11 protein-coding genes and 3 pseudogenes are annotated in these 15598 nt (G+C 56.4%); 8 read left to right on the plus strand and 6 right to left on the minus strand.

Translation table 11 applies throughout. From position 1 onward, the window contains the following. Positions 1-13 precede the first annotated feature (13 nt). Positions 14-955 carry a Rieske 2Fe-2S domain-containing protein gene (locus HBO05_RS12365; RefSeq protein ID WP_020300847.1) on the minus strand — a complete coding sequence of 314 codons (942 nt, stop codon included), beginning with the start codon at positions 953-955 and terminating at the stop codon, positions 14-16. Positions 956-1264: 309 nt separating this feature from the next. On the opposite strand from HBO05_RS12365, the gene HBO05_RS12370 reads away from it, so the two are divergent. The 3 genes and pseudogenes from HBO05_RS12370 (at position 1265) to HBO05_RS12380 (ending at position 4437) form a co-directional block, all read left to right on the plus strand. Continuing rightward, on the plus strand, positions 1265-1744 hold the full coding sequence (locus HBO05_RS12370; RefSeq protein WP_047531071.1) for a MarR family transcriptional regulator: 480 nt from the start codon (positions 1265-1267) through the stop codon (positions 1742-1744). Next, complete coding sequence (locus tag HBO05_RS12375; RefSeq protein ID WP_020300850.1) at positions 1737-2918, plus strand: HlyD family secretion protein; 1182 nt, start codon at positions 1737-1739, stop codon at positions 2916-2918. Before HBO05_RS12370 ends, HBO05_RS12375 begins: the two co-directional genes overlap by 8 nt. Beyond that, positions 2911-4437 (plus strand): annotated as a pseudogene (locus tag HBO05_RS12380) (DHA2 family efflux MFS transporter permease subunit). Before HBO05_RS12375 ends, HBO05_RS12380 begins: the two are co-directional and overlap by 8 nt. Here HBO05_RS12380 and HBO05_RS12385 read toward each other — a convergent pair. From HBO05_RS12385 to HBO05_RS12395, 3 genes and pseudogenes are all read right to left on the minus strand, one after another. Beyond that, positions 4425-6077 (minus strand): methyl-accepting chemotaxis protein, encoded by a 1653-nt coding sequence (locus HBO05_RS12385; protein ID WP_020300852.1) that lies wholly within the window; start codon positions 6075-6077, stop codon positions 4425-4427. The pseudogene HBO05_RS12380 and the gene HBO05_RS12385 overlap by 13 nt on opposite strands. 63 nt (positions 6078-6140) lie before the next feature. Beyond that, positions 6141-6326 (minus strand): acyl-CoA dehydrogenase C-terminal domain-containing protein, encoded by a 186-nt coding sequence (locus tag HBO05_RS29090; protein WP_076961359.1) that lies wholly within the window; start codon positions 6324-6326, stop codon positions 6141-6143. Positions 6327-6554: 228 nt separating this feature from the next. Next, positions 6555-7733: pseudogene (locus tag HBO05_RS12395) on the minus strand (IS3 family transposase). A 223-nt stretch (positions 7734-7956) separates the two neighbouring features. On the opposite strand from HBO05_RS12395, the gene HBO05_RS12400 reads away from it, so the two are divergent. From HBO05_RS12400 to HBO05_RS29440, 3 genes are all read left to right on the plus strand, one after another. After that, positions 7957-8229, plus strand: coding sequence for a helix-turn-helix transcriptional regulator (locus tag HBO05_RS12400; RefSeq protein WP_081997921.1), 273 nt, complete (start codon positions 7957-7959; stop codon positions 8227-8229). A 444-nt stretch (positions 8230-8673) separates the two neighbouring features. Continuing rightward, on the plus strand, positions 8674-10743 hold the full coding sequence (locus HBO05_RS12405; protein ID WP_143979135.1) for a bifunctional diguanylate cyclase/phosphodiesterase: 2070 nt from the start codon (positions 8674-8676) through the stop codon (positions 10741-10743). A gap of 152 nt (positions 10744-10895) precedes the next feature. Next, the gene (locus HBO05_RS29440) at positions 10896-12215 is read left to right on the plus strand and encodes a methyl-accepting chemotaxis protein (RefSeq protein ID WP_064361040.1); all 1320 of its coding nucleotides are present in this window, start codon (positions 10896-10898) and stop codon (positions 12213-12215) included. A 132-nt stretch (positions 12216-12347) separates the two neighbouring features. Here the strand turns inward: HBO05_RS29440 and HBO05_RS12415 are convergent, their stop codons facing one another. Beyond that, positions 12348-13895, minus strand: coding sequence for an IS66 family transposase (locus tag HBO05_RS12415; protein WP_034128274.1), 1548 nt, complete (start codon positions 13893-13895; stop codon positions 12348-12350). A 61-nt stretch (positions 13896-13956) separates the two neighbouring features. Next, on the minus strand, positions 13957-14277 hold the full coding sequence (tnpB, locus tag HBO05_RS12420; RefSeq protein ID WP_172312782.1) for an IS66 family insertion sequence element accessory protein TnpB: 321 nt from the start codon (positions 14275-14277) through the stop codon (positions 13957-13959). On the opposite strand from tnpB, the pseudogene HBO05_RS12425 reads away from it, so the two are divergent. Then, positions 14234-14866, plus strand: a pseudogene (locus tag HBO05_RS12425) (hydrolase or metal-binding protein); the annotation flags it as partial. The gene tnpB and the pseudogene HBO05_RS12425 overlap by 44 nt on opposite strands. Positions 14867-14917: 51 nt before the next feature. Then, the gene (gene radC, locus HBO05_RS12430; protein ID WP_172312784.1) at positions 14918-15415 is read left to right on the plus strand and encodes a DNA repair protein RadC; all 498 of its coding nucleotides are present in this window, start codon (positions 14918-14920) and stop codon (positions 15413-15415) included. Positions 15416-15598 lie beyond the last annotated feature (183 nt).

Genomic DNA, 15598 nt, shown 5'->3' on the forward strand with positions numbered 1-15598 from the left:
AGTTCTCCTGTGCTCAGACGATCGCGCTTGCGGGAATCAGATGCGGTCGGCGAAAGGCACGCAGGTCGCGGGATGGGGCTTGCAGCAGGGCCGCGACGGCTACGCCGTCAATCAAGTGGTTCACCCGGAACGGCGACCTGCTGAATGCACGGGCAATACGCCAACGCAACGGTGCCTTGGCCGGCACGTGCTCAGTCACGAATCCTCGCCAGCACAGGCTGGTGGTGCCACGGCGGTTGGCCCCGGTTGCGATCATCAGGGTAACGAGCGGCATTTCTTCTTCGTTGAGCAAATCCACCCGAATACTGCCGCCGCTCAGGGGTACTGCGGTGCGCACAATCAAGGGGTAGTCCACCACAAACTGCGATGGCAGAAATTGTGTGGACCATACCGCACCGCGCTCCAGAACCACGCGGCCCTGCTCTCTGCGTAGATCGCCAAGGAAGAAATCGGTGAGGCGCACATGGGTAAAGCCGAGCAAGCATTCCGGGCCGTCGAGCATCGCCGCCAGATACTGGTCGTGACTCATGTTGACGACGGTGGAACCGGTAAATTCGCGACCGCTTGGCCGGTAATCGCTGCTGGGGAGCTCCCCTTGCGATGCGCCCTCACCCAACCACACATGGACGAAGCCATTGGCTTCGCTCACCTGAAAGGCCCGCACGGCATAGCGTGGCGGTACGCGCTCATCATCATTAAGGTTGGGAATTTTTGTACAACCGCCACTGGCACCATCGAAGGTCCAGCCGTGGTAACCACATTGCAAACCAGACTCGACAACTCGTCCCAGAGCCAACGGCACCCGCCGATGTGGACAACGGTCTTCCAGAGCAAAAGCCTGCCCGGCTGCGTTGCGGAACAGGACCAGTTCCTCGCCACCAAAGGCCACGGCCAATGGCTTTTGATCATTCACAGCCTCGGAAAGCGCCATGGCCCACCAGCCAGGGGTCGTCATCGGTTTGCCTCATTGTTGTTGTGTTTTTGGGCTTTTGTTTGCAATGCAATCAACGCTAACGGTAGCGGTACAATGCTGTAATGGCAACCATAAGTAAACATTTTAATGATTTATGTTCATACTCATAAAAACCTATCTAGAACCCAGAAATACTCCGAACACTGCTCAACAAAACGGATTATCAGCCAAATAAATCGCTGAATATGAACATTCTTAACTTTAATGCCCATTTTTCCTTGAAAAGGATCAGCAGAAAACCTATAAGCCTGATCACCATGAGCATGCTCATTCACTTCAGGTGCGTTGACGATGACCCAATCCATCCTCGGCTTTGTCCTCCATGACGTTGCCCGTTTGATGCGTAAACGCTTCGAACAATGGGCCCGCGCAGCCGGTCTCACGCGCTCTCAATGGCAAGTTCTGGCCAAACTGTCCACGCATGAAGGCATTCACCAGAAGGGTCTGGCCGACTTGCTTGAAATCGAGTCGGTCACGCTGGTGCGCTTGCTGGACAAAATGCAGGAGCGCGGTCTGATCGAACGTCGCAACCGCGCCACCGATCGCCGTTTTTCCCTGTTATTTCTCACTCCGGATGCCCATCCGCTGCTGCAATTCATGCGCACCATTGGCGAGCAGACTCGAGTGGAAACCATGGCCGACTTTTCCGTTCAGGAGCACGATCAATTGCTGCAGTACCTCGAACGCATGCGTGAACACTTGCTGACGGCTTGCAGCCAGCCGGTGGATGAGCCCACTAACTGCGCGGCAGACGAGGTGACGCATGGCTGAGTCCACATTGCAGCGTCATGCGGTGCAGGCAGAAGCCCGTCCACTCGACCCACTGGCGAAACCTGAAGCGCAGGCGCCTGAAGCTCCCACCCTTGATCGTCATGGGCCAGAATCCTCCGGCGCTCCACGGCAACGCTGGCGCGTCGGCCTGTTTTTGCTGGCGCCGATTGTCGTCGTGGCCTGTGGCGCTTGGTATGTGTTGGGTGGCCAAGTGGTCAGTACCGACAACGCCTACGTTCAGGCCGAACGGGTGGGCGTTTCGACCGATGTGGCCGGGATCGTGGCGGCCATTGAGGTCAGTGACAACCAAGTCGTGAGCAAGGGCCAAGTGTTATTTCGCTTGAAGCCAGAACCCTTTGAAATCGCCTTGGCCAGTGCCAGCGCGCAACTGGAAGGCGCGCGCAACCAGATCCTTTACCTCAAGGCCAGCTACAACCAGTCACTGGCCGAAATCGCCCAGGCTGAAGCCAGGCTGCCCTACTACCAGACCAATTTCCAACGGCTGGAAAAACTTGTCAGCGTTGCCGCCGTCTCCAAGACAATCTACGACGACGCCCATCAGGACCTCGACAATACCCGCCAGCAGGTTTTGGTAGCCAAGTCCCAGGCTGCTGCGGCATTAGCCCAACTGGGAGGACGGCTGGACAGGCCTCTCGAGCAACATCCCTCCTACTTACAAGCACAAGCAGCGCTCAATGAAGCCGAACGCAACCTGCGTAACTCGGTGGTGACCGCCCCGTTCGACGGCGTGGTGACCAACGTGGACTCGTTGCAAGTGGGCGCCTACCTGCAACCCCCACAATCAGGCTTTAGCCTGGTGTCCAGCGAACACCTATGGGTGGCTGCCTCGCCGAAAGAAACCGAGCTGACCAACGCTCACGTCGGCCAGGACGCAACCATTGAGGTAGACACTTATCCCGGCGTGACCTGGCACGGCACCGTGGAAAGCATCAGCCCGGCTTCCAGCTCCAGCTTTTCGCTACTGCCGGCACAGAACACCACGGGCAATTGGGTGAAGGTTGTGCAGCGTATTCCGGTGAAGATCCGTATCGACGATGCCGTAGGCAAACCCGCGCTGCGCCACGGCATGAGTGCCTTGGTAGAGATCGATACCGGAACCGCCCGTGGTCTGCCGAAACCGCTGGCCAACCTGCTCGCCCGCCATCATGAGTGAAGTAACTGGGCCGCTGCCACCTTCGCCGCTACGAGTACTGATTACGCTGTGTGTGGTGCTGGCAGTGGTCATGCAAGCCTTGGACACCACCATCGCCAACGTCGCCCTACCCTATATGCAGGGCAGTGTGTCGGCCAGTGCCGACCAGATTAACTGGGTACTGACTTCCTACATCGTCGCCACCGCCATCATGACGCCGCCCTCGGCATTCCTTGCCCGACGCTTCGGTCGCAAGCGCGTATTGCTGTGATCGATCTTCGGTTTTGTATTGGCGTCGGTGCTCTGTGGCATTGCCCGGTCCCTGGAAGAAATCATCCTGTTCCGTTTACTGCAAGGGCTGGCAGGGGCAGCATTGGTGCCGTTATCGCAAGGCATTCTGCTGGATATTTACCCGCAGAAAGACCGTGGCTCGGCAGTGGCCTTGTTCGGCGTGTCGGTGATGGTTGGTCCGGTGCTGGGTCCGATGATCGGCGGCTGGCTAACAGAACACCTCAGCTGGCGCTGGGTGTTCTTCATCAACTTGCCTATCGGATTGCTGGCCTTTGTCGGCATGATGCGCTTCATTCAGGAAACCCCGGCCGACAGAACCGCCCGTTTGGACTGGCTAGGCTTTGGCTCGCTCAGCGTGGCGATCCTGTCGATTCAATTGTTCCTCGACCGCGGTGAACAGCTGGGCTGGTTCGATTCAGGAGAAATCATCCTGGAGGCGCTGGTGGCCGCCATCGCTTCGTACATTTTCATCGTCCACACCTTCACCCACGACAAGCCCTTTATCAGTCTGAAACTGTTCAAGGACCGCAATTACTCGGTGGCGGTCGTGTTTATCTTCATCATCGGCATTACCTATTTAGCGTCATTGGCGCTGATGACACCCTACCTGCAAACCCTGATGGGTTACCCGGTGCTCACCGCCGGCATGGTCATGGGGCCACGCGGACTGGGGACCATGCTTAGCATGTTCCTTGCCGGGAAGATCATCGGCAAAGTGGATATTCGCTGGATACTGTTTTGCGGTTTGTTGCTGTCCGCCTGGTCGATGTACATGATGACCGGCTGGACGCCGGCAGTGTCCATCAACACCATCGTGTACGTCGGCTTTATTCAGGGCGCGAGCCTGGGTCTGTTGTTCGTCCCACTGACCACCATCGCCTTTACCACCCTAGCGCCGCATTTGCGTGGCGAAGCCACTGGTCTGTACAACCTGTCACGCAATGTCGGCTCAAGCGTTGGCATCTCGATCGTTACGGTGCTGCTGGCTCAAAACACTCAGATCAATCATGCCGAAATCGGCGCATACGTTACGCCGTTCAACCGCCTGTTCGATGCCTGGCCTGTAAACAACCAACTCAATCCATTAACCGCCGGCGGGCGTGCGGCGCTGGATGGCATGATCACTGTGCAGGCCAGCTGGGTGGCCTACCTGGATGACTTCAAGCTGCTGATGTGGTTATCCATTGGAGTCATACCCCTGCTGCTGATATTCAGGACACCGAAGTCTCAAGCAAATCAGGCCTCGTAGCGAAAACGTCCCACTGCTACATTCAGCTCATCGGACAGTTCGCGCAAAGACACCACAGCTCCGGACACCTGATGAGTGATCGCATCGCCCTCGCCGGCCATGCGTGCGATGTGCTCGACGTTGGCAACGATGCCCCGCCCACCCTCGTTCTGCACGCTCACCGCATCGGCAATCCGGTCCACCCCACGCGTGGAGTCGCCGACCAGTTCCGCTGCCTGTTGCAGGGTACTTTCCAACTCACTCAGCAGTCGGCCGCTGTCGTCCAATGCCACCGTGCCGGCGCGCAGGGCTTCGTCGACCACCTCGGACTGGCTCTCGAGCTTTACCGTCAACTGGTTGATCGAGTTGGCTGCCAGCGCAGAGCGTTGTGCCAGATTACGCACTTCGTCCGCCACCACGCTGAAGCCGCGTCCACTCTCGCCAGCCCGTGCCGCCTCGATCGCCGCATTGAGCGCCAGCATGCTGGTCTGCGCGGAAAGGTCCTTGACCTGACCGATGCTGGCGGTGATCGCAGTAGTGCTTTCGACAAAATCGCCCACCGAGCCACGGATGGCGGAGAATGCATGGCGCACGCTGTCGATTTTCTCGAGCAGTCGCGACAAGGCCAAGTGTCCATCCTGCGCACCGCGCAAACTGGCTTCGGCGCAGCTGCGCAGGCTTTCAGCATGACTGGAGATTGCCGCAATCCCGTCGCTCATCTGCTCGATGGTCATCGACACCGCGCCCACCGCACCGGCCTGCGCCGTAGAGCTTTGCGCCACACGCGCCGAAGCGCCCACCAGCTCCTCTGCCGAGGCGCCGACCGATGCCGCGACTCCGGCTACCTTGCGCATTGCCTGCTGGAAGCTATCAATGAGTTCGTTGAATGCCTGAGCCGTGTGGGCAATCTCGTCTCGACCCATGACCCGCACGCGTCGGGTCAGGTCGCCATCGCGCAACTCGATCGAAGCCCTCTCGATTTCCCGAATGGGCCGGATGATTTGCGCACGCAACAAAAGACTGACTAACACAGCCAGTAAGCTGCCACCCAGCAGCACCGCGACGAGCATCCGTGAGACCTGCTGTTGTGTTGCGCCCGCCTCAGCGAAGGCGCCAGAGGTCAGCTCGGCTTGTAGGCCCAACAGCCGGTTGAATTGACCTTGCAGGCCATTGTTGTCGGCACGCACCCGACCCAGCAGCGAGGCAGCCTGTATCTGGTCACTCAAAGCAGTGCGCTTGAATTCGGCAAGCCCCTCGCCGACCACTGCGGCCTGCTCCTGCACCGCTTGATAGAGCGCTCTCTCTTCTTCGCCCAGGCGAGTTTCACGAGCCACCTTGTCCAGCCCGGCACGCATGTCGTCAACACTGGCCTGCATATCTTCAAGATATGACTCAAGGTCTTCCGCGGAAGCTTGCCCACTGGATTCAAGGATGCGCGCGCCTGTGGCATATGCGCCGACCATCGCCGCCTGCGAGGCGGCCGAGGTTTCTAACACTTGCCGATATTGCTGGAAACGCAACTGGTCGATTTCCTCGATTACCGCTTGTTGCTTAGCCAGCCCGCGGTAGGCCAGACCCGAGACAACCAGTAGAGCGAGCACAAATAACCCGGGCAGCACGAGGAGCTTGGCGCCGATTGAGAAGCCTTTCAGAAATGACATGTTGGTTACCGTTTTTGTTTTTATAGGGCGTGAATAGGCAGGCAATTTATCCTGCATTATTCTTTATACAGTATTTAATTCTATTATCAGAACAATATTAAAAGTTTGATGTCCCGCCATCGTGCCTTGCCTCCGCCCTGCAACTAACGCCTGGCGTAACCAAAGCCAGCCAACCAGCACTGGAACGAACAGGCCCAGGTAAGCAGCGGCATTGCAAAGACCAAGGTCAGGTTCGATACCGCCCCCCACAGAATCGCCAGTGCCTTGATTAATTCCGCCGCAAGTACCGATGAATGCCGCAGCCCTGCGGCTTCATCGAGCCTGCGGCGACCTGCTCAGCCGTAAGCGAACGTCCATGTGAGGCTTCCAGCAAGTGCTTACCTATTCAGGCGAGGGAAAGTTTTTCAATGAAGGCCGGGAATTCCGCTAAATGCGGAGTCACCGGGCAAGCAGGGAGGAACCCGCACCCTGTAGTGGTCAACTAATTCCGGACACCTCGATAGGTGATTTTGACGCCATCGCCCGTTCGTAAACGGTCGGTGGCAGATATCCCAGTTTCGAGTGCAGCCGTTCGTTGTTGTAAACCCAACGATGTACTCAGTGATGTCGCGTATCGCCTCGGCATGGTTGGCGTAATCACGTCGCCATACCCGCTCCATTTTCAAGCTCAGAAAGAAGCGCTCCATCACTGCGTATCCCAGCAGTTACCTTTACGGCTCATGCTTTGCTGCATGTCACTTCTTGCCAGTAGCGCTCTGTAGCTCGCACTCGCGTACTGGCTGCCGCGATCCGAGTGGGCGATCAAGCCGGGTGGCGGTTGACGTTGAGCAACCGCCAGCTGCATTGCACTGCACACCAGTTCAGCGGGCATGTTCGGCGCCATTGACCTGCCCACTACCTTGCGTGAGAACAAGTCCAGCACCACAGCCAGATACAACCAGCCACTGCGGGTTCGGATGTAGGTAATGTCTGCTACCCAGGCCTTGTTCGCCGCCTCGGGTTCAAATTGGCGGTTCAATACATTTTCAGCAATCGGCAGGTCATGTTTGCTGTCGGTGGTGTGCACAAATTTACGCTTCCAGGCCGAACGCAGGCTGTTGACGCGCATCATGCGGCGAATCTTGTAAATGCCTACTTGCATACCCTTTGCGCGTAACGCTTTACGCAATGGGCGACTGCCATAACAGCCGCCACTTTCAGCAAACGACGCCTTGAGTTGCAGAGCAACGGGCCAGATCGATGCAGGAGCCCCAGCGCGCTTGTTGGCCTCGTAGAAGCCGGATCGACTAACCCCCAACAAACGGCACACATACGCCACCGAACAAGCCTTCTGTTGCAGCTGGCGAACCAAGCGGTACGTTACTTCAGCTCGCGGGCAAAGAAGGCGGTGGCTTTTTTTAATACATCGTTATCCATCTTGAGCTGACGGTTTTCTTGCTCCAACTGGCGAATACGCTGTTGCTCAGAGGTCAGCGGCTTGCCGATCCCGGCTTGCCCCAACTTCTCGGCCTCATACTGTTGTACCCAGCGTCGAACGGCCGTATCACCAATATCAAGATCACGACAAACCTGTGAAACACTCAGGCCCTGGTCCTTGATCATCTTTACAACTTCCAGCTTGAAGCTGTCGTCGAATACTTTGCGTTTGTCGGTCATGGAGAACTCCTCAATAGGTGTATTTTCCACCTATCGGGGTGTCCGGGGAAATTAGACCACTACACCCTTCACGTAACGACAAAATCGACGCTGCCTGGTGTCCCCAATTGCACCACTACTACGCCAACGAGCGTGACATAGACTGCAGCGCATTGTTCAGAACACCCATCCCGCACTGGTCAAGTGGTTGCAAAAGATCGCAAGCGAAACGACCAGGCCGGCCATGCAGGCCTCGCTTCACTCAGGTCCGGTTGTGCGCCCGGAGCCCCCTCCAAGCTCTGCTTCACCCAGCCGCCTGCTCACACCCAAGGAGCGAGCAGTCTTGCAACTGCTCGCTCGCAACCTGTCGAACAAGCAGATTGCCCAGGCGTTGAATGTCGCTGGAGAAACCGTGAAATGGCACTTGAAAAACCTCTTTGGAAAATTCCAGGCGAGTACTCGCAAGCATGTCGTGGATCGCACCTACATGTTGGGTATTCTCGAGTTGACTGGCTAACGCCAGGCCTTTGGCCCCTTTCTTCCAATCCCCGCTCTCACAGCCCCCCTGTCTCGATCCACGCCTCCCCCTGACGACGGGGGTGGCCGGCTGTCCTTGAGTAACCGTCCGGCCATGTCATCTACCCAGCCCCGCAAAGCCAAGACATCGTGTGCACTCAAATTTAAGTGAGCACCAGATCTAGCCTTTTAAACGGGTATTTCATGCAGCCAACACTCGGTTCCTATTCCAAGGCCTTCAAAGCCCAGGTCATTCAATATGGGTGCCCAGCACGGCACTACAATTGCCAGCATCGCATTCAGCCGTAAGCGTGCCCGTGGAAGTCGCAAGGCTGGCATGACGCTTTTTTTTGTAAAATTTTTGACGATAGGATGAAGCGTACTCTTCAGAAACTGCTCGTGCCGCCGATGCCCAGAGGAGCCAAATTCAACCTTCGGGGTTTCAATGCTAGTAAGCAGCTATAACAGCGTGTATGTGCTGTTTTCCTTCGCCGTAGCGATCCTGGCGTCTTATACCGCGCTGGACATGACTGGTCGAGTCACCCGTACCGAAGGCAAAGCATCGGCACTTTGGCTTGCCGGTGGATCTTCCGCCATGGGCACGGGCCTCTGGTCGATGCATTTTATTGGCATGTTGGCCTTCCAACTGCCCATCGAGCTGGGTTACGACCTGACGCTGACTGGCTTATCGTTGTTGATCGCCATCGCCTCCTCCGCCTTTGCTTTGTGGCTAGCATGCCAGACGGAAATGCCACTGCCGCGTTTGCTGCTTGGTGCGGTGCTCATGGGTATCGGAATTGCATCCATGCACTACGTTGGAATGGCGGCGCTGCTGATGAATCCTGTAGTGGAATACGTTCCGTCGTTGTTCGCGCTATCGGTGCTGATTGCTATCCTTGCTTCGGGCGTGGCTTTGTGGATCGCTTTCCGCCTGCGTGGCGAAGGTCAGTACATCAATCGTACACGCATCGGCGCCTCGTTAATTATGGGGTGTGCCATTGTTGGAATGCACTATACCGGAATGGCGGCTGCCCAATTTCCTATCGGGAGCGTGTGCGGAGCGGTCAATGCAGGCATTGATAGCAACTTGCTAATGGTTTTGGTGATTCTGATCACGCTGGCTGTCTGCGCTATTGCCTTGATCGTATCAATGCTTGACGTCCGCACCAGCATACTTGCCAGCTCCCTTGACCTCGCAAACAGTGAACTGGTGCAGCTAGCTCTTCACGACAATCTTACTCGCCTCCCTAACCGTATCCTCCTAAACGACCGTCTTCAGCAAGCGATTCATAAAGCCATCAGGCAGAAGAGCCACTTTGCCGTACTCTTCATGGATCTGGATGGTTTCAAAGCTGTTAACGATACTTACGGTCATCACACTGGCGACCAGTTGCTTCTGCAAGTAGCAAAGCGAATCAACGACGCCAAACGCGGCGAAGATACGGTGGCTCGCCTCGGAGGCGACGAGTTCGTTCTGCTTATCGATCCCGGCGAACCTGAAGACGCTGCGATGTTGGCGCAACGCTTGGTGGAAAATATTCGATTACCTTACGTACTTGGGCGGCAGACAGTGCATGTGTCCGCTAGCATCGGTATCGCTATATTCCCAGAAAATGGCCTAACCGAGCATGAGCTGATGGTCAATGCCGATGCGGCTATGTACCACGCCAAGGAGCAGGGCCGCGATGGCTACTGCTTCTTTGAAAAAGCTATGAACGTTAACGCTCACCTGCAGTTGGAAATGCAACAGGATCTGCGGTGCGCACTGGATCGGAATGAATTTATCCTGCACTTCCAGCCGAAGATGCTCGCCCCAAATGGCCCTATGATCGGCGTTGAAGCTTTACTGCGTTGGAACAAGCCAGGTTTGGGCTTGGTGCCGCCCGTCCGTTTCCTGCCCTTGGCAGAGCGTACTGGATTGATCGTGCCAATCGGTAGCTGGGTAATCCATGAGGCGTGCCGGCAGATGGCCGAATGGCAAGCGTTAGGCGAAGGTAAAGACGAATGGAGTATTGCGGTCAACATTTCGACGGTACAACTGGCCCATGCAAAGCTCGTTGATGTCGTGCGCAATGCCCTGCAAAGCAGTGGCCTGCCCCCCCGTTTCCTGACACTGGAAGTTACCGAATCTACGGCGATGCGGGACGCTGAAGCTGCTTTGATTGTTCTTGATCAATTGGCAGCATTGGGCGTGAATATCTCCATCGACGACTTTGGTACCGGTTATTCCAGCCTGCTTTATCTTAAGCGCCTACCAGCCAACGAACTGAAGATCGACCGAGGTTTTATCACCGAGCTGGCTAAGTGTAACGATGACGCGGCTATCGTTTCGGCCATAGTAGCGCTCGGTAAAACGCTGGGGCTGAGGATCGTTGCAGAGGGTGTGGAAACCGCTGAACAACAACAGATGCTTACCGAGTTGGGTTGCGACATTTTGCAAGGTTACCTGCTGGGCAAGCCGATGAGCGCAGAGAGGATGCTGGAAAGCTTAAGCGCGACCAAGACTCTAGCGTGATACTGCACAAGCCATAGATTCAAGTTGGTGCTTGCTGGTGCAATTTGCAGACCCGCTACATCACCTGATTTAAGCATCAGTTAAACATTCGAATTGGGATTTACGGCTTCTCCTCATTCGTCCGATAGTAAAATTCACTCTAAGGCTAATCAATGTTCAACAAGGCAATCAAGCAGACCTTGGCTGAGGCTCTGCAAAAGCTTCAGGCCGCAGAAGCAAGGGCCGTGGCCGTTGACCGTTCGACGGCAACAATTGAATTTAAACCCGATGGCACCATCATAGGTGCCAATGAGAACCTTCTTACCACCATGGGCTACCGACTGGAGGAGATCGTCGGACAGCACCATCGTATTTTCTGTTTTCCTGATTACCAGGCGAGTGCCGACTATCGTAAGTTCTGGCAGCGCCTGGCTGGTGGCGAGTACATACGTGAACGTTTCCTAAGGCGTAATAAGCAAGGCCTGGAGGTCTGGCTCGAAGCCAGCTACAACCCTATCCGAGGCGCCGATGGTCGCGTCGAAGGCGTGCTGAAGCTGGCCACCGACATTACTACTCAGGTGATCCGTGAGCAGGAGCAGAGCAGCATGGTTCAGGCCATCAGTCGCTCGATGGCTGCGATTTCCTTTAACTTGAAAGGTGAGGTTCTCGACGCCAACGAAAACTTCGAGCAGGCCATGGGCTATCGCCTGGATGAGATTCGGGGAAAGCACCACCGCATGTTCTGCACACGAGGTGAAGCGGACTCTCCTGAATACCGCGATTTCTGGGAGCGACTGAACCGTGGTGAGTTCTTCTCTGGACGCTTCCAGCGACTCAACCGGCATGGCGATACCGTCTGGCTGAGCGCAACCTACAACCCGGTATTCGATGCCAGTGGCCGGCTTTACAAAGTAGTTAAGTTTGCCCGTGATATTACGTCCCAAGTGCGCCAGCAGCAGGCAGAATCCGATGCAGCCACGCTCGCCTACAATATATCCCAGCAGACGGACAGAAGCGCTCGCCATGGTGCCGAGGTCATTAGTGAAACGGTCGAGGTGGTACAAGGCATAGCAGCCGAGCTCTCACGAGCGGCTGAAGGCATCACTGCAGTCAATCAGCAGTCAGAGATGATCCGCAGCATCGTGCAGACCATCCGAGGTATCGCCGAGCAGACCAACCTACTTGCTCTAAATGCTGCTATCGAAGCTGCAAGGGCGGGTGAACAAGGCCGAGGTTTTGCGGTGGTCGCCGATGAAGTACGAAACCTTGCAGCCCGCACGGCGCAGGCCACCGTGGAAATCGTCGATGTTGTGAAGCGCAACCATGAACTAGCGCAGGATGCTGTGGAGAGCATGCAGGCTAGTCGCCAAAAGGTCGATCAAGGCGTCGATTTGGTCAGCCAAGCCGGCTTTGTGATAGAGGAAATTCAGAGCGGAGCACGGCAAGTAGTCGACGCCGTGCGCCAGTTCGCCGAGGCAAAGGAAGAGCTCTGATGTAACTGTATCGGGCACAACCTCGTAAGGCTGTTCCAATTTCTCACGATAAGCGTGCTTGTCCAATATGACATCATCGCTGCTTACTGGGCGCAACTGAACGTTTGCATCCGAGCATCACGTCTTACGCAATTAGACCGGTTGCCAAATATGCGGCAGCAAATGATCGATTTCACTCGCCCGCTGCGTCGGCAGGCGTGTGAGCACGTCCTTCAAATAGGCATACGGATCATGACCGTTGAGCCGCGCAGACTGGATCAAACTCATGATCGCCGCCGCCCGTTTTCCGCTGCGTAGCGACCCTGCGAAGAGCCAGTTCTTGCGTCCAAGAGCCCATGGTCGGATCTGGTTCTCTGCCCAATTGTTGTCTATGGGTACAGCCCCGTCATCGAGGTAGCGCGACAGCGCTGCCCAGCGTTTCAGGCTGTAATCGAGTGCTTTGCTGATGGCTGAGCCTTCGGGCACAAGGTCGCGCTGGGCGCTCATCCAGACATGTAGCATGTCCATTACCGGGACGGCTTTTTCTTTCCGTATTCGCCGCCGTAAATCCGGCTCCAGATCGCGGACTTCGCTCTCGATTTCGTACAACAACTGGATATAGCGCAGGGCTTGCTCAGCAAGCGTGCTTTTATTCGTAGCGTGCAGCTCGAAGAATTTGCGCCGTGCATGGGCCATGCAGCCGATTTCGGTCACGCCGAGTTCGAAGCTGGCTTTGTAACCGCCAAAATCGTCACAGACCAGCTTGCCCCTCCAGCCTTGCAGGAAGTTGCGAGCATGCTCTCCGGCACGGCTGGGGCTGAAGTCATAAACCACCGCTGCCACATCCGAGAACTGGCTGGTGGCGTAGGCCCAAACATAGGAACGGTGGGTTTTCTTTGTTCCCGGCATGAGCATTTGCACGGGTGTTTCATCGGCATGAATAATCTGCTGCCCGAGTACCACTTCGCGCAGCGCATCGACCAGCGGCTGCAACTGAACCCCAGTCACGCCAACCCATTCGGCCAAGGTTGAGCGTGGAATCGCCAGGCCCGCTCGACCGAAGATCGATTCCTGACGGTAAAGCGGTAAATGGTCAGCAAACTTGGCAATCATGACGTGGGCCAGCAGCCCAGCGGTTGGGATGCCCTTGTCGATGATCTGAGCCGGAACCGGTGCCTGGATAAGCGTTTCGCAGTCATCGCAGACCCATTTGCCACGTACATGACGCTCGACGGTGAACACGCCCGGTGTGTAATCCAACTTCTCACTGACATCTTCACCGATGCGTTTCAGCGCGCAGCCGCATGGGCAGTGAGTGTTGTCAGGTTCGTGATGGATCAGTGTGCGTGGAAACTCAGCCGGCAATGCAGTGCGCTTGGGCTTCTGCTTTTTCTCGGTCGCCGCTGGCACTGTTTGCAAGGCCTGAAGCTCTGCTTCAATCGCTGCGATATCTGTATCGATCAGGTCATCGAGCAAACTGGCCTGCTCAGGATTCATCTGCTCGCTGCGCTTGGCAAATTTCAAGCGCTTGAGCTGCGCAATTTCGAAGGTCAGCTTCTCGATCACCGTCTGATCGCGGTTGATCTTCTTGCCCATGGTTTCGACCGTCTTACCCATTGTTTCGACTTGCGAGAGCAATTGCGCAGCTAAGGCACGCAGTTGGTCGGGAGTCATTTGGTCGAGATTGGGAGAAGAAGTCATGCGCCGAATTTTGCCAGAGCAGGCGCTTCGCGGCGATAGACCGATAGGCTAATGGCAGCCGTTAAAGCAGTGTGATCGAGCCGCCGGAACCTGCTCGTTGCCATGGCAGGCCCAATACCAAGGCTTGGAGTTGCTCGGTGTCCAACTGCATTTCAGAGCCATGACGAATGCTTGGCCAGTGGAACTTGCCCTGGCTCAACCGGCGCGCCGCCAGCCATATGCCGAAGCCGTCATGCACCAGCACTTTCATGCGATTGGCGCGGCGGTTGGCGAAAAGATAAGCACAGTGCGGCTGCGCCGCACCGAACACCGCAATCACCTTGGCTAATGCCGTTTCGGTAGGCAACGGCGAGACTTGCAAGCGTTTGACCAAGGACGGCATCCAGTCGTTGCCCTGTCCTTCACCGGATGGCTGTTCACTGGCTCAAGGCAATGCCTGCAAGCCTTACGGCCGGCTGAACGTGGTAATTGGCGATGACGATCCGCTGGGCAGTTTCGTCTTCCGTACCACTGGGTTCAACAGCATACGTACCCTGGCGGCACGCCTGCAGTACTTCAGCGCAATCTCCGGCAATCGCCTGGCCTGTCTGCCGCTGGAGCTGCGTCTGCGGGGTAAGTCCACTCGGCAGAGCCACGGCACACCGATCTTCTACGTCGATATCACGGTGCGCAGCGGCCTGAGCTTAGAAGACGCCTTACTGGAAGCCCAGCAGCTGGAGGAAACCCGACAAGCCGCGGGTTTTGACCAGAGCGCCTTGGATCACGCGGCCCGGCAGGGCTTTAACAATGGGGCCTTTGAAGACAGTGAGGAGGACACCGGGGCCATCGTCGAGGAGTTCTTCCCCAGCATTGAAGATCAGCCCAGCCCTTTAGAGCCAAAAGCCCAACCGGCAGCGCCTGCCAAACCCTCACTCGCCCAAAAATTGGAGTCGCAAGCCACGCGACACAACGGCAAGCCCACCGTCCAGTAACAGGGTTTCTCAGAACCCTTCGTTCTCACGCACTCGTATAGGAAGACCCAAATGAAATATCACAAACTCCAAGCCGGTGAAACGACCGGCACCTATGTCATGGACTCCCCTGTCACCGAAGCTGACATCCTACGTATGGCGCAACAACTGGCAATGAGTCGCCTGTCTAAAGGCCGGGCACTGACAGAGCCGAAGCAGGTCTTCAGCCACCTGCAAACACTGCTGCAGTACCATGAGCACGAAGTCTTTGCTCTTCTGCTGCTCGACACCAAGCACCGGATTATCGGATTTCAGGAGCTGTTTCGCGGCACGCTGGACGGGGCCAGCGTTTACCCAAGGGAAGTGGTCAAGATCGCCCTAGAGCACAACGCAGCAGCCGTGGTACTGGTGCATAACCATCCTTCTGGAGATCCCGAACCCAGCCAGGCCGATCGCACGCTGACCACCACCCTCAAGAACGCCCTCAACATGATTGGCACAAAGACGCTGGATCATATCGTTGTAGGCCACGAAGGCTGCGTATCGTTGGCTGAACGAGGTTACCTATAACGCCTAGGCTCACACTGCCCGATAGACTGCCCTTGGCTGATGCTAGGGCAGTCATCGGCAGGGAAACTCCCCTCACTTATTTTTTGTCGTAATCCAGCGGTTGTACTCAGCTCCTGCTGCAGCCGACACTATGACTTCCCCACGCCTAAGGGCGTCCACAGTTGACCTAACTTTTTTCTTTAT

It is taken from the genome of Pseudomonas sp. WS 5079 (assembly GCF_012985465.1).
Classification (GTDB): domain Bacteria; phylum Pseudomonadota; class Gammaproteobacteria; order Pseudomonadales; family Pseudomonadaceae; genus Aquipseudomonas.

Bases quoted from the DNA above. Each gene is read 5' to 3' on its own strand.
- HBO05_RS12415 (WP_034128274.1), bottom strand. From the start codon at position 13,895: ATGACTTCTTCTCCCAATCTCGACCAAATGACTCCCGACCAACTGCGT.
- HBO05_RS12400 (WP_081997921.1), top strand. From the start codon at position 7,957: ATGCAGGCCTCGCTTCACTCAGGTCCGGTTGTGCGCCCGGAGCCCCCT.
- HBO05_RS12375 (WP_020300850.1), top strand. From the start codon at position 1,737: ATGGCTGAGTCCACATTGCAGCGTCATGCGGTGCAGGCAGAAGCCCGT.
- HBO05_RS12385 (WP_020300852.1), bottom strand. From the start codon at position 6,077: ATGTCATTTCTGAAAGGCTTCTCAATCGGCGCCAAGCTCCTCGTGCTG.
- radC (WP_172312784.1), top strand. From the start codon at position 14,918: ATGAAATATCACAAACTCCAAGCCGGTGAAACGACCGGCACCTATGTC.
- HBO05_RS12405 (WP_143979135.1), top strand. From the start codon at position 8,674: ATGCTAGTAAGCAGCTATAACAGCGTGTATGTGCTGTTTTCCTTCGCC.
- HBO05_RS12370 (WP_047531071.1), top strand. From the start codon at position 1,265: ATGACCCAATCCATCCTCGGCTTTGTCCTCCATGACGTTGCCCGTTTG.
- tnpB (WP_172312782.1), bottom strand. From the start codon at position 14,277: ATGCCGTCCTTGGTCAAACGCTTGCAAGTCTCGCCGTTGCCTACCGAA.
- HBO05_RS29440 (WP_064361040.1), top strand. From the start codon at position 10,896: ATGTTCAACAAGGCAATCAAGCAGACCTTGGCTGAGGCTCTGCAAAAG.
- HBO05_RS12365 (WP_020300847.1), bottom strand. From the start codon at position 955: ATGACGACCCCTGGCTGGTGGGCCATGGCGCTTTCCGAGGCTGTGAAT.